This is a genomic window from Candidatus Thermokryptus mobilis (assembly GCF_900070205.1).
Taxonomy (GTDB): Bacteria; Bacteroidota; Ignavibacteria; order Kryptoniales; family Kryptoniaceae; genus Kryptonium; species Kryptonium mobile.
This window is the reverse complement of sequence record NZ_FAOO01000013.1, coordinates 40,862-54,428: the sequence shown is the minus strand read 5'-3', so window position 1 is coordinate 54,428 and position 13,567 is coordinate 40,862. Positions and strand designations below refer to the sequence as shown.

Sequence of the window (13,567 nt, the reverse complement as noted above, 5' to 3'; positions counted from 1 at the left end):
AAGGAGATTTAAAATGACAGATGCTTCATTTATTACTTTGATTATAAGCACTGCTTCAATAGCATTTCTCCATGCGCTTGCCCCAGATCATTGGCTTCCTTTCATCATGATTGGAAGGGCGCAGAAATGGTCAATTAAGAAGTTAATTTTTGTCACGTTCATCGCTGGGATTGGTCATGTTGGCTCTTCAGTTTTGCTCGGGCTTATCGGGTTATTTATAGGGATGGAGTTAAGCAAACTTCAAGGACTTGAAACGTTGCGTGGCGAAGTTGGACTATGGCTTTTGATCGGATTTGGTATAGCCTATGCGATCTGGGGCATAAAACATGTAAAACATCCACATAAACACGAAATCGTTGATGAAAAAATTTTGAATAGAAAAGTTATCACCGTCTGGACATTATTTGCGATTTTCGTTCTCGGTCCTTGTGAGCCACTTATACCGCTTTTCTTCATATCACTTAAATTTAAAACCGCTGGAATTCTTGCCGTTATAGTTGTTTTCAGCATCGTGACCTGGGTTATGATGATAGTGCAGGCATTGATCGGTTATCTTGGAATTCAACTTGCAAAACTTGAGAAACTTGAGAGATACTCACACGTAATCGCTGGAGTTGTGATCGCTCTGACGGGCGTTTTCATCTTGATTTCAGGGATTTAAATCTCGTCAAGGTTGAATCTTCTATCAAGTTCAATATATTTTTTGCCTTGTTTGACAGTGGCACAATCGGCGTAAGGATCATGCTCAAAGAATAAAATCCAATTCTCTTCAAGTGCTCTCTTTAAAAGTTTCTTTTTTTCTTCCATCGTGATTAAAGGTTGTAGGTCATAAGCCATTACATAAGGTATGGGTATGTGTGATGATGTCGGTATCAGGTCGCCACAATAAACTATCGTTTTTTCCCCGTCAGACACCTTGACAAGTTGTTGTCCGATTGTGTGTCCGTCCGATACGATTAATTCAACCCCATCAAAAATTTCAAATTCCCCGTCAACAACTTCAAGTTGATTAAATTCAATAAGTGGCATGAAATTTTCGGGCAGATAACTTGCCCTATCTTTTTCGTTTGGGTTCATTGCAAGTTCAAGGTTTCGCTTTTGGACATAGTAAGTTGCATTTTTAAATGTTGGTCTTAAAGTCCCATCGGAGTCAAGCATAGTTGAACCACCGGCGTGGTCAAAATGTAAATGTGTTAATATAACATCTGTTATGTCGTCTGTTTTAAGCCCAAACTTTGCAAGTGAATTTTCAAGTGTAAATTTCGCATGGTCAATGCCGTAAATCTCAGCGTATTTGTCATCCCATTTTTTTCCTATTCCCGTGTCAACGAGAATTTTTTTGTCGTCGCTTACTATTAAAAGCGTTCTTAAGGCGAGTTCAATTCTATTTTTTTCGTCCGACGGATTGAGTTTTTCCCAAATTGTTTTTGGAACGATTCCAAACATTGCACCACCGTCAAGTTTGAATCGTCCTGTTTCAACTGCATATATATCGTATTTCCCAATTCTCATTTTTCATCAATGAATTTTATTTTTGGTAAATTTTCAAAGTTTAAATTCTGTTTTTCTCCATTTAACGCTTTCTCCGCTTTTTCAAGCCAGATTTTGACCTCACTAAGCAATTCCCAAAGTTTTATGTTCATATAAATTTGCGGATAAGTTCCAATTTTGTCAAATGCTTTTTTAAATTGGCTTACCGCTCCACGAAAGTTATAGTTTGTCAGATGGTAGAAACCAACAGTTATGTGTATTAGACCGTGGTAAAATTTTTTTAATTCGGGGTTTCTTTCCTCGTTCCAGATTTCTTCAAATGTATCATGACATTCAAAGAAAAGCCCGTTGTTGAACTCATTTATTCCTTTTATAAATTTATTGCCCTTGTCCATTTGTTGAAAAAGTTTATGTTCCTGTAAGTTCTTTCAAAATTTTATCAATTTCTCTTTGTAGCTCTTCCTGTATTTGCACATAGCTTTTGCTGAAAGCTACAAAACCATTTTCCAAAATAAATTTCATACTTAATTTTATTTTTTGTGCGTGGGCTTACAAGTTTCCTTTTAAGCTCTTCTATGTTGAACACAGCGTATGGAACTTGAATTATTTTCATCTTTCTTTTTCCAGATCTTGCTTCTTTTCTCTGGGTTATTTTTGCAACCTGAAAATTTATCGTATCTAACTCGGCATTGCATTCTAATTTTAGATTCTTACCTTTCTTCTTGCAGATATATTCAAGCATATAGCAAAAATCCAATATCCCTTTCCTGAGAAGAAATGATCTACTAATCCAAGAATTTGACTTATCGGATGATGAGGTAGTAGAAATTTACAGGGAAACCACTTACCATTTTATAATAATATCGTTTTGCAATGGACATAAGCTGTGTTTTTGTTTTTTTAGGAAAATATCAAAAAGATTTTAATTTGACAAGTGTTAAATTTGGAATAGCGACCGCTTATTTTTAAATTTTTAAAAAAGGAAATTTTTCTCTCGTATGATAAATCGTCTTGGTGTTATCTTTTTGACCGTATTGATAGACCTGATTGGTTTTGGAATAGTTATACCACTTCTTCCGTTCTACGCTTTAAGCTATGGCGCAAGTTCTTCCCAAGTTGGACTTTTGGTTTCTTCTTTTTCACTTATGCAATTTATTTTTAATCCAATTTGGGGAAGGATATCCGACAGGGTTGGGAGAAGACCTGTGATTCTTTTAAGTGTTTTTGGGTCTTTTTTGTCTTATTTAATTTTTGCCTTTGCAAAGTCACTTGAAGTTTTGTTCATTTCAAGAATGCTGGCTGGGTTAATGGGAGCAAATATAGCAACAGCTCAAGCGTATATCGCAGATATAACTCCCCCTGAGGAAAGAGCAAGGGGAATGGGAATAGTTGGAGCTGGTTTTGGCATAGGGTTTATAGTTGGACCTTTGATCGGAGGAGTTTTAAGTAGATTTGGGTATAATGTCCCTATATTATTTGCCTCGGGACTTTCGCTTTTAAACTTTTTCCTCGCTTATAAATTCCTTCCAGAACCGCAAAGACATTCTCGCTCGGAAAATAGATTTAGCTACGGTTCAAGTATGTTAAAAATTATATCTGATAGGTTGCTTGTTTTCCTATACTTTACTTTCTTCGTTATAACTTTTGGGATTTCTCTAAATTATGTCGTTTTTCCCTTATTTACGAAAGATACATTTTCATTTGATGCGTCGCACAATGGGCTTTTATTCGGTTATGTTGGTGCTATCGGCGTTTTCACTCAAGGATTTCTCGTTGGCAGGATTTCAAAGAAATTTGAGGGTGAGAAGATTTTAATTTTCGGGACTTTGTTTATGGGATTGGGTCTTATTGGGATGGTTTTATCATTAAACTTTTATCAATTTTTTATTTCAGTAACTTTCTTTACATCTGGGAGTGGTGTGACGACTCCGACTGTTTTGAGTTTGATTTCAAGGCGTGCTAAAAGTGAATTCCAGGGTCTTACCCTTGGTTTGGGGCAATCGCTTTCAAGTTTGGCAAGAGTTTTGGGACCATCAACAGGTGGATTTTTATATGGGCATCTCGGTCATAGAGCTCCTTTTATGCTTGGGGCTTTAACGATGGGATTGAGTTTCTTGCTTGCAGTTAGTGTTTATAACAGAGCTAATTCAAAGGACAAAAATATAGATAAGGGAGAAGGATGAGTTTAATTATAATTTTGATGCTTTCTTTGATTTTTGCCTATGTTTTAGTTGTGAGTTACATTGGACCTATGAGGATTTTAAAACCGAGACAAAAAAATTTTTTGATTGATGGTAAGGTTGTTACCTCACCGTCTGACTTGGGGCTTGAATATGAAGATGTCCAAATAAAGTCGTTTGACGGTGTTGATTTAAAAGGATGGCTTGTCAAGTCAGTTGGTGACCCGATCGGTAATGTGATTTATATTCACGGAACATATACAAATAAAGCTTTTGGTTTGAAAAGGGCAAAATTTTTAAGTGAAAACGGCTACAATGTTTTATTGATTGACCTGCGCTATCATGGTGAAAGTGGCGGGAGGTTTTGCACATATGGATATTTTGAAAAGTTTGATCTGTCCGAGTGGATAAGTTTTATTTTGAAAAGGTATCCAGACCTTCCGGTTTCACTGTTTGGGATTTCGCTTGGTGGGGCGGTTGCGCTTCAAACGGCTGGTATAGATAATCGCGTTTGCGCTGTAATAGCTGAGGGAAGTTTTTCAAATTTTTACGATTTGATTTATGAGTATCAAAAAACAAAATTTAAGTTCGCTTCAAAATTTTTAACGGATAAAATCCTTGAAAATTGTGAGAGGATATCCGGGCTAAAAGTTAACGAGATTTCACCACTTGACTATGTCAAGAGAATTTCTTGCCCTGTTCTTTACATTCATGGCAAAAATGATGAAACAGTAAAACCGTGGCATTCAGAGGTTCTTTTTAGATATACCGCTAAAGGTGAGTTATTCCTTGTTGATAATGCAGGACATGTGAACTCTTGGGATATCGTTGGTGATGCTTATAAAGAGAGAATACTTGCTTTTTTGAAATCATCGTGTCGATCAAAAATAAATTAGGAGATTTTATGAAGGTTGCAATTGTGATGGGTAGCGCAAGCGATGATGAGATAATGAAAAACTGTGAGCGATATCTGCAGTATTTCGGTGTTGAATATGAGAAAATGGTTTTATCTGCGCATAGGAATCCGCTTGAGACGATTGAGTTTGCTAGAAATGCTGAAGAAAGAGGTTTTAAGGTTATAATTGCGGGTGCTGGTATGGCTGCTCATTTGCCAGGGGTGATAGCTGCGAATACGACGCTGCCGGTTATAGGTGTTCCAATCCCATCTTCGGAATTAAACGGGGTTGATTCTCTTTATTCAATAGTTCAAATGCCCCCGGGTATTCCAGTTGCGACCGTTGCAATTGGGAAAGCAGGCGCTGTGAATGCAGCTGTTCTCGCTGTTCAAATGCTCGCCTTACAAAATGAAGATTTGAAAAGGAAACTTGAAGAGTTTAGGTCAAAGGGTTCAAAATTATGAAATATGGAATCATTGGACATTTATGCCTTGATGTAATTCATCTACCAGATGGAAGTGAGGTTCAAAGTTATGGTGGGATATTTTTTTCTTTGGCTTCGCTTGCTAACATTGTTGATCGTGGAGATTTAATTTATCCTGTGTTCGGCGTTGGAGAAGTTGATTATGATAAATTTATTGAAAGGTTAAAAGCATACCGAAATGTGGTTGTTGATGGGATTTTTAAGTTTCCGGGGCTTACAAATCGTGTTCATCTTTTTTATCAGGATAGGAAAGAAAGAACGGAATGTTCCGTTCATATAGCGAAGCCGATTGGGTTTGATAAGATTAGATATTTGATGGATGTTGGTGTTGATGGAATTTTTATAAATATGATTTCTGGATTTGATGTTGAACTTGGAACATTGAAAAAGTTGAGGGGAAATTACAGCTGTTATATTCATTTTGATGTTCACAGCATGACGCTTGGGGTTGATGAGAAAAATATCAGATATAGGGTGAGATTGCGAGATTGGAGGGAATGGTTTGAGAATGTTGATACTGTGCAGATGAATGAGTTTGAATCAAAATCAATTGGGGAACCGGGTTGGAGTGATGATGAGCTTGCTGAGGAGGTTTTGAAACTCGGGGTTAAAGCGATGGTCATAACGAGGGCGAATCTTGGCGCAACGGTTTATTATTTTGATAATGGTCTAAAAAGAGCTGATTTAAAGGCCTACGATGTTGAAGTTGTTGACCCAACTGGTTGCGGTGATGTTTTTGGTTCTGCATTTTTTTATAAATTTTCAAAGACGAAAAATCCCATAGCATCAACGGATTTTGCAAATTTCGTCGCCGGATTGAATGCGACAATACCCGGGTCAACGCAGATAGATAAACTCAAAGAGCTTGTCAAAAGATGAGGGTTATGATAACCGGATGTCACGGATTGCTTGGGCAGAGGGTTTTGAAGGTTTTTTTGAAGAGCACATCTGCAGAGATTCTTGCAACGGCAAAAGAGCCCAGAACATTTCTTGAGGCTGAGGGTTTTGATTACACTATGCTTGATATAACGAATAGAAGCGATGTTAAAAATCTTGTCGTTTATTTTAATCCGGATGTTATAGTTAATACAGCAGCTTATACAAATGTTGATGGTTGCGAGTTAAATCGTGAACTTGCTTGGCGTGTGAATGTTGAGGGGGTGAGAAATCTCGTCCATTCAGCCCGCAGAGTTGATGCGAAGTTGATACATATCTCAACGGATTATATCTTTGACGGAAAAAATGGTCCCTACGATGAGAATGCGATTCCGAATCCGATAAATTATTACGGCAGAACAAAGCTCGCAAGCGAGAACGAGATCAAGATTGGGGGTATAAGATTTGCGATTTTAAGGACGAATGTCCTTTACGGTGTTGGTAAAAATGTCAAAAGTAATTTCGCCCTTTGGCTTTATAACAAACTTTCGTCGGGTGAAAAAATTAAGGTGGTCATCGATCAGATTGGTAATCCAACTTATGTTGATGACCTTGCTTTTGCAATTTTAAAAGTTGTTGAGTTTGATAAAGAAGGGATTTATAATGTTGGGGGCAGGGATTTTGTAAGCAGATATGATTTTGCAGTTAAGCTTGCTGAAATTTTCAGCTTTGATCGCGAGCTTATAATTCCCGTGAAGACATCCGAGTTAAATCAGGTCGCGCCCAGACCTTTGAAGTCGGGTTTGATAACTTTGAAAGCGGAGGCAGAACTCGGTCTTAAACCCTATGGCGTTGAAGATGGAATTCGTCAGTTTAAGTTTGAACTTGATGTTTGAGTTTGTTTTCAATTTTTGGTAAAATTAAAAAGAATGCTTGAATGAATAAAAATTTGCAGGAGATAATCAAACTTTATTCGGTTGGCTCTTCACAAGAATTGCAGAGTTTTCTTAATTCGTTATCTAAGCCGACTCTAATGTCAACATTGATAGATTTTTTGACAATTTACTTCAACGACAAGAATTCGTCAAAACTTTATATTGCTGGTTATGAACCGATAGAAGAGAAACTTGGGTATAACGGTTATAAACTAACTGTTGGAGCCAGAGGTTTGAAAAGGATAAGAATCAAAACTTAAACATACTGGTAAGTGGATTTGTGAATGGAAGGTTGGTTTACATACTTGAGTTTCCATTTAGCTGTGATAGAATTGAAAGACAGTTAAAAAGGAAATTTCCAGAAGGCAAAAGAGAACCGGGAGAATATTTGCGTTCGGCTTCGTTTACATTTAACGATTATAGAAATTGCAGTGATTTAAAGGTTATCTACCGAAGCGATGCTTTGGGGAAGTTCAGCAAGTATATCAATAGTAGATTTTATCTTTTTTAAAAAGTAGAGAGATTTGACATGCTTCCAATTGAAAATTTCCTGAATAAGGTGATCAATGGTGATGTCCTTGAGGTTCTTGTTCAAATTCCCTCTGATAGTGTTGATCTTGGGATAACTTCACCACCATACAACAAAAAAGAGCGATACGGCGGTTGGCTCGTTGATAAAGTCGTTTACAAAGGAGTAAGGGATGTTTTGCCTGAGGAAGATTATCAAAAATGGCAAGTTGATGTTTTAAACGAATTGTTTAGAATCATAAAACCTGGTGGTTCTTTCTTTTATAATCACAAGGTTAGATATGAAAACGGAAGGATGATTCATCCGATTGAGTGGCTTTTAAAAACGAAGTGGACGTTTTGGCAGGAAATAGTTTGGAATAGAAAGATAGCGGGGAATATAAGGGGTTGGAGGTTTTGGCAAGTTGATGAGAGGATTTATTGGTTGGTTAAGGGTAAGCCAGAGGAGTTAAGACCAGAACATGCAAAATTTACCTCAGTTTGGGAGATAAGACCTGAACCAGGGCATAAAGAACATCCAGCGGTGTTTCCGATTGAATTACCGACGAGAATCATTTACTCAATTTTGGATGGAAAGGGAATAGTTATTGATCCGTTTTGTGGGACTGGGACAGTGCTTGTTGCAGCGAAAATTTTGGGACACGATTATATTGGCGTAGATATTTCAAAAGATTATGTAGATTACACTTTAAAACGACTTGATCAAGCTGAGAAGGAGAGAAATAGGGTTTTAAAAGAGATTTCATTGCATGCAGTTGAGTTGACATTTGAGGAGAGGAAGGAGATGGGTTTATGGGATAGAAAATTAAAAAAATAAATTTTTCACAAGAAATGCTTGACCTTAAATTTATAAGGGAAAATCCCGAGGTTGTTAAAAATGCTATCAGATTGAAAGGGGATAGGGACACTGTTGATGAGATTTTGAAACTTGATGAAAGAAGGCGTGAGTTGATCAAAAAGGGTGACGCTTTGAAGGCAAGGCGAAATGATGTGACGGAGGAAATAGCGAACCTAAAAAAACAAGGCAAGGATGCAACCGATTTGATTGAGGAAATGAGAAAGGTCTCGGATGAAATTAAATCCATTGATGCTGAACTTAAGAAGGTTGAAACCGAGCTTGAAAACCTTTTGCTTTGGTTGCCGAATATACCGCATAGTTCGGTCCCAGTTGGAAAGGATGCAAATGATAATGTTGTTGTTAGGATGTGGGGGGAAATTCCGGAGTTTGATTTTGAGATAAAAGACCATTTAACGCTTGGGAAAAAACTTGGAATAATTGATTTTGAACGCGGGGCGAAGTTGACAGGCAGTGGTTTTCCTCTTTACATTGGAAAGGGGGCGACACTTGAAAGGGCATTGATAAATTTTATGCTTGACCTTCACATTCAAAAGCATGGTTATACAGAGGTTTTCCCGCCGTTCCTCGTGAATGAAGCTTCAATGCGTGGCACTGGGCAAATTCCAAAGCTTAAAGATGATATGTATTATTGTCCCGAGGATGACCTTTATTTGATACCAACAGCGGAAGTTCCTGTCACAAACATCCATCGCGATGAAATCCTTGATATAAGTGAACTTCCGAAAAAATATGTCGCTTATTCGGCTTGCTTCAGGAGAGAAGCTGGCTCGTGGGGAAGGGAAACGAAGGGTTTTTTGAGAGTTCATCAATTTAACAAGGTTGAACTTGTTAAGTTTACAACGCCAGAGACATCTTACGATGAGCTTGAATCACTTGTCAGGGATGCGGAAGAAGTTCTTCAACTTCTTAACATTCCCTATAGGGTTGTTTTGCTTTGCACAGGGGATATGAGTTTCGCATCGGCTAAGACATATGACATTGAGGTTTGGTCCCCAGCGGAAAAGAAATGGCTTGAGGCGTCAAGTTGTAGCAATTTTGAGGACTTCCAAGCAAGGAGGATGAATGTCAGATTTAGGCGTGATAGAAAATCAAAACCTGAGTTCGTCCATACGCTTAATGGTTCGGGGCTCGCAACATCAAGGTTGATGGTCGCGCTTCTTGAAAATTATCAAACCCCGGAGGGGAAAGTCATCGTTCCAAAAGTTCTTCATAAGTACACTGGTTTTACAATAATTGAGTGAAAACAAAAGAATTGGATCAAAGTATGAAAAAGAACATAACATTGATTTCGTTTGTGTTTTTAATTTCAGGATGTGCCTTTTTGAAAAATATCGGGGTCGTTGAAAAAAGAGAGTATGTCGCTAAAATTGGCAGTGAAGTTATAACGCTTGATGAATTTGAAAGGTCATTTGCGAGAAACAACGGTGGGGTTTCAAAAGCGAAGGAAAAATCAATTGATGAGAGGAAAAATTACCTTGACCTTTTGATAAGATTTAAACTTAAAGTCCTTGATGCCAAAGCTCAAAAATTGGATCGTGACCCGAGAGTTCAAAGTGAGGTGAAAGATTATTACACTACACTTGCGCTTTCGTATTTGACGAAAAGGGAAGTTGTTGACCCGGGATTAAAGCAACTTTATGAGAGGAGGAAGGAAGAAATAAGGGCAAGACATATACTTATTCAAATTAATGGCACAGATACTCTCTCTGCATATAAGCGTGCGAAGGAGGCAATTGAGAAGCTCAATGCTGGGGCTTCTTGGGATTCCGTTGCGCTTGATTATTCTGACGATCCATCTGTGATTTTTAATCGTGGTGATTTGTATTATTTCACAGCTGGAGCTATGGTTCCGGAGTTTGAGGATGCTTGTTATTCAATGAGACCTGGTGAGAGAACACAAGAACCTGTTAGAAGTAAGTTTGGATATCATATCATAGAAGTTCTTGACCGAAAGCCGAGGGTTGAGATGATTCGCATAAGTCATATTGGACGGAAAATTGAAAGAAACGCAACACCTGAAGATACGCTTAGGCTTTATAATGAGATGAAGGCAGTTCTTGATAGTTTAAGAAATGGATTTGATTTCGGTGAGCTTTCAAAAAGACATTCCGATGATAGGTTTTCTGTGCAACGTGGTGGGGATGCTGGGTATTATTCAAGGGGTCAAGCATATAGGGAGATTGATCAATTTATGTTTAACGCAAAGGTTGGTGATATAAGCGATATCATAAGGACAAGGTGGGGATATCACATAGTTAAGGTGACGGAAATTGTACCAGTTAAACCGTTTGATGAGATCGTTGATGATTTGAACAAGTTATATCAGTCATATCGTCTTGAGTATGATTTCAAAAGGTATGTTGAGCGTTTGAAAAGGGAGTATAATTTCAAGTTGAATGAGCAAACATTTGAATTTTTCTTGTCAAAAGCGGATACGTCAAAGACGACTTCTCATGAAAACTGGGACAGTGTTTATACGGGCGACGATAGAAGGAAAGTTTTATTTGAGTTTGCCGATGTTAAAATAACGCTTGACTCAGCGATAAAAATAATCAAAAGGAGCGCTGAGTTTTCTGGGAAAAAATTTGATCGCTTTTCTATGCGTTCTGTTCTTGATAGGATGGTTGAGATGAAATTAACTGAGTATAGGGCGAGGAATGTTGAGAAGATTTATCCCGAGTTTAAGAACGAACTTAAAGAGTTCGTTGATGGTGTTTTGCTTTATTATGTTGAGCAAAAAATGGTTTGGGATAGGATTGACTTGAATGAGGAGAAGTTGAGGAGTTATTATGAGAAGAACAAGGAAAATTATAGGTTCCCAGACAGGGTCAGGTTTAGTGAGATATGGGTTAAGAGCGAATCGCTTGCTAAGGACATTTACTCACAAATTTTGAAAGGGGTTGATTTTGATTCGCTTGCTGAAAGATACACCGAGAGACCCGGGATGCGGGAAAAGAGAGGTGATTGGGGGCTTGTCTCGGCAAGTGAAAATGAAATCGCATGGATGGCTTGGAATATGAAAGTAAATGATGTATCTGAACCGGTGAGGTTTCAAGGTGGTTTTTCAATCGTAAAAGTTACGGGTAAGGAACCAAGCCGAGTGAAAACATTTGAGGAAGCATTTAGCGAAGTAGCAAGCTCAGTTCAGGAGCAAGAGTTAAAGCGACTTGAAAATGAATGGGTTGAGTCGCTGAAAAAGAAATATAGGGTAGTTGTAAATGAAAAAGCGCTTGAAAAGGCTTTTAATCGTTAGTTTACTCGCTATGGTTTTCGGATGCTCAAAAAAGACCGGAAACGAAGATTACATTGCAAGGGTTGATGGTGAATATCTTTTAAGGCGGGATGTTGCTGGGCTTGATTCAAGCTTCGTGAGAAATTACATTGACAAGTGGATTATCAACAACTTGATTTATAAGGAGGCGCTTGAAAGAGGTTATGATAAAAAAGACGAAAAGATTGAGCGAATGGTAAATGAGTTTAGGAAATCACTTATTATTAACAAATTCGTGCAGGATGAAATAGTGAGAAAGGCGAGTAGTTTATCAGACGATGAAGTAAGAGAATTTTATCAAAAGCATAAAGACGAATTTATACTTGATAGACCCTTTGTCAAAATTGGCTATGTGAAGTTAAAGTCAAGGACTGATGCCAGTATTTTAAGAGGTAGAATCACAAGAACAAGAAATTTTAAAGAAGCGATTTCTGGTTTAATTTCGGAGTCAAGCGTTCTTGAAATTGTTGAGTCAAGATATTTTGATCAGCTCAGTATATCATCTTCTGATCTTTGGAAGGTTGCCTGGAACCTAAGCCCAGGGGAGGTTTCTTTCCCCGTTAGGTCGGGTGATAGTTATTTTTTGATTTACCTTTATGATAAAATAGAGCCCGGGGAAAGTGCTGATTTTGAACTTGTCGCCGATGATGTCAAACAGAGGGCTATAGTTGAAAAGCAAAACCGTTTGCTTGATAGTTTGGTCTCAAACTTGAGAAAAAAATACAATTATGAGGTGAGATGGTGAGGATGAAAATTTTATTTTTGCTTTTTTTATCTTTTACATCGTTTGCACAACAAAGAACCCTTGACAGGATAGTTGCTATCGTTGGTAACGAAATCATACTTGAATCGGATTTGAATTATCAGACATATATTTTCGCAATTCAAAACAATCTCAATCCGAACGATCCGAATCTGAAAAGGTATGTTTTAGAGGAGATGATAAATGATAAGATTGTTTTGACCAAAGCAATTGAGGATACAATAGTTGTTTCCGATGATGAGGTGTTAAGGCAAATAGACGCTCAAATTCAGATGCTTGTCCGCCAGTATGGTTCTGAGCAAAGGATTGAAGAAATTTACGGGATGCCGATAGGGAGGATAAAGCGTGAGTTAAGGGAAGATGTTAAGAAGAGGTTGATGATAGAGAAGATGAAGCAACAGAAATTTGGCATGATGACCGTTTCTGGTTATGAGGTGGAGGAGTTTTACAAGGCTTATAAGGATAGTTTGCCTGAGGTTCCGGAGATGGTTGAACTTTATCATATCATGTTAATTCCGAAGCCAACGGATTCCGTTGAACAATCGGTTTATAAGAGGGCGGTGGCAATTCTTGACAGTATAAGGTCGGGTGGGGATTTTGCGTATTTTGCCAGGGTATATTCTGAGGACAGGGCAACCGCAAGAGATGGTGGTGATTTAGGCTGGGTTAGGCGTGGAATGTTTGTAAAAGAATTTGAAGAAGCGGTTTTTAGATTGCAAGAAGGTCAGGTTTCGGATGTCATTAGGACGCCTTTCGGCTATCATATAATTCAATTGCTTGAAAGAAGGGGTGAGCAAGTACATCCAAGACATATCCTTTTCAAGGTTCCTTTGACGGAGGAAAGTGATAAAGTTGTGATTTCAAAACTTGAAGAAATAAGATATCAAATTATAACCGGTCGTGCAAAGTTTGAAGATATGGCGAAAAAATTTAGCGAAGATGAATCAACGAAATTACAAGGTGGATATCTTGGCTCTGTTCCGGTTAATGAACTTGACCCTGAACTTAAGGATGTAGTCCAGTCCCTCAGTGAAGGTGAAATTTCAAGACCGATTAAAATGAGTTATGGAAACTCATACGCCTATCATATCGTCCTTCTGAAAAGAAGAATACCAGCTCATAGGATGAACTTAAAAGACGACTACATGCGGATTTATCAGTATGCTTTGATTGAAAAACAAAATAGAGAATACCAAAAGTGGCTTGAACAGTTGAAGAAAGATGTTTATGTTTATATTGCTGAGGATTATCGCTGAAAAGTCAAAATAAAAATTTGAGGGTAAA

At 37.9% G+C, this 13,567-nt stretch carries 16 protein-coding genes; 13 read left to right on the top strand and 3 right to left on the bottom strand.

Annotated elements, in window-relative coordinates:
• Positions 1 to 13 precede the first annotated feature (13 nt).
• The gene (locus tag FKZ43_RS08785) at positions 14 to 661 is read left to right on the top strand and encodes a hypothetical protein (protein WP_140945516.1); all 648 of its coding nucleotides are present in this window, start codon (positions 14 to 16) and stop codon (positions 659 to 661) included.
• Here FKZ43_RS08785 and FKZ43_RS08780 read toward each other — a convergent pair.
• Genes FKZ43_RS08780 through FKZ43_RS08770 form a run of 3 tightly spaced genes read right to left on the bottom strand, consistent with a single transcriptional unit; the run spans position 658 to position 2,248 of the window.
• Complete coding sequence (locus FKZ43_RS08780) at positions 658 to 1,512, bottom strand: MBL fold metallo-hydrolase (RefSeq protein ID WP_140945515.1); 855 nt, start codon at positions 1,510 to 1,512, stop codon at positions 658 to 660. The genes FKZ43_RS08785 and FKZ43_RS08780 overlap by 4 nt on opposite strands.
• A complete protein-coding gene (locus FKZ43_RS08775; RefSeq protein WP_140945514.1) occupies positions 1,509 to 1,886 on the bottom strand; it encodes a DUF309 domain-containing protein in 378 nt (125 codons plus the stop codon). Before FKZ43_RS08775 ends, FKZ43_RS08780 begins: the two co-directional genes overlap by 4 nt.
• Before the next feature lie 44 nt (positions 1,887 to 1,930).
• Positions 1,931 to 2,248 (bottom strand): TaqI family restriction endonuclease, encoded by a 318-nt coding sequence (locus FKZ43_RS08770; RefSeq protein ID WP_268904468.1) that lies wholly within the window; start codon positions 2,246 to 2,248, stop codon positions 1,931 to 1,933.
• A gap of 241 nt (positions 2,249 to 2,489) precedes the next feature.
• On the opposite strand from FKZ43_RS08770, the gene FKZ43_RS08765 reads away from it, so the two are divergent.
• Genes FKZ43_RS08765 through FKZ43_RS08715 form a run of 12 tightly spaced genes read left to right on the top strand, consistent with a single transcriptional unit; the run spans position 2,490 to position 13,539 of the window.
• Positions 2,490 to 3,674 (top strand): MFS transporter, encoded by a 1,185-nt coding sequence (locus tag FKZ43_RS08765; RefSeq protein WP_140945512.1) that lies wholly within the window; start codon positions 2,490 to 2,492, stop codon positions 3,672 to 3,674.
• On the top strand, positions 3,671 to 4,567 hold the full coding sequence (locus FKZ43_RS08760; protein WP_140945511.1) for an alpha/beta hydrolase: 897 nt from the start codon (positions 3,671 to 3,673) through the stop codon (positions 4,565 to 4,567). The genes FKZ43_RS08765 and FKZ43_RS08760 overlap by 4 nt, the downstream gene beginning before the upstream one ends.
• 8 nt (positions 4,568 to 4,575) lie before the next feature.
• Positions 4,576 to 5,031 carry a 5-(carboxyamino)imidazole ribonucleotide mutase gene (gene purE / locus FKZ43_RS08755; protein ID WP_140945510.1) on the top strand — a complete coding sequence of 152 codons (456 nt, stop codon included), beginning with the start codon at positions 4,576 to 4,578 and terminating at the stop codon, positions 5,029 to 5,031.
• The gene (locus tag FKZ43_RS08750) at positions 5,028 to 5,930 is read left to right on the top strand and encodes a carbohydrate kinase family protein (RefSeq protein WP_140945509.1); all 903 of its coding nucleotides are present in this window, start codon (positions 5,028 to 5,030) and stop codon (positions 5,928 to 5,930) included. The genes purE and FKZ43_RS08750 overlap by 4 nt, the downstream gene beginning before the upstream one ends.
• Entirely contained in the window at positions 5,927 to 6,823 is an 897-nt protein-coding gene (rfbD, locus tag FKZ43_RS08745) for a dTDP-4-dehydrorhamnose reductase (protein WP_140945508.1), read from the top strand. Before FKZ43_RS08750 ends, rfbD begins: the two co-directional genes overlap by 4 nt.
• Positions 6,824 to 6,864: 41 nt before the next feature.
• Complete coding sequence (locus tag FKZ43_RS11475) at positions 6,865 to 7,122, top strand: hypothetical protein (protein ID WP_181180316.1); 258 nt, start codon at positions 6,865 to 6,867, stop codon at positions 7,120 to 7,122.
• 20 nt (positions 7,123 to 7,142) lie between these two features.
• Complete coding sequence (locus FKZ43_RS08740) at positions 7,143 to 7,373, top strand: hypothetical protein (protein WP_140945507.1); 231 nt, start codon at positions 7,143 to 7,145, stop codon at positions 7,371 to 7,373.
• Between the two features lie 18 nt (positions 7,374 to 7,391).
• Positions 7,392 to 8,207 carry a DNA-methyltransferase gene (locus FKZ43_RS08735; protein WP_140945506.1) on the top strand — a complete coding sequence of 272 codons (816 nt, stop codon included), beginning with the start codon at positions 7,392 to 7,394 and terminating at the stop codon, positions 8,205 to 8,207.
• 14 nt (positions 8,208 to 8,221) lie between these two features.
• Entirely contained in the window at positions 8,222 to 9,490 is a 1,269-nt protein-coding gene (gene serS, locus FKZ43_RS08730; RefSeq protein ID WP_140945505.1) for a serine--tRNA ligase, read from the top strand.
• A 23-nt stretch (positions 9,491 to 9,513) separates the two neighbouring features.
• On the top strand, positions 9,514 to 11,502 hold the full coding sequence (locus FKZ43_RS08725; RefSeq protein WP_140945504.1) for a peptidylprolyl isomerase: 1,989 nt from the start codon (positions 9,514 to 9,516) through the stop codon (positions 11,500 to 11,502).
• Positions 11,480 to 12,265 (top strand): peptidylprolyl isomerase, encoded by a 786-nt coding sequence (locus FKZ43_RS08720; protein ID WP_181180315.1) that lies wholly within the window; start codon positions 11,480 to 11,482, stop codon positions 12,263 to 12,265. The genes FKZ43_RS08725 and FKZ43_RS08720 overlap by 23 nt, the downstream gene beginning before the upstream one ends.
• Positions 12,259 to 13,539 (top strand): peptidylprolyl isomerase, encoded by a 1,281-nt coding sequence (locus FKZ43_RS08715; RefSeq protein WP_140945502.1) that lies wholly within the window; start codon positions 12,259 to 12,261, stop codon positions 13,537 to 13,539. Before FKZ43_RS08720 ends, FKZ43_RS08715 begins: the two co-directional genes overlap by 7 nt.
• The last annotated feature ends 28 nt before the right edge of the window (positions 13,540 to 13,567 follow it).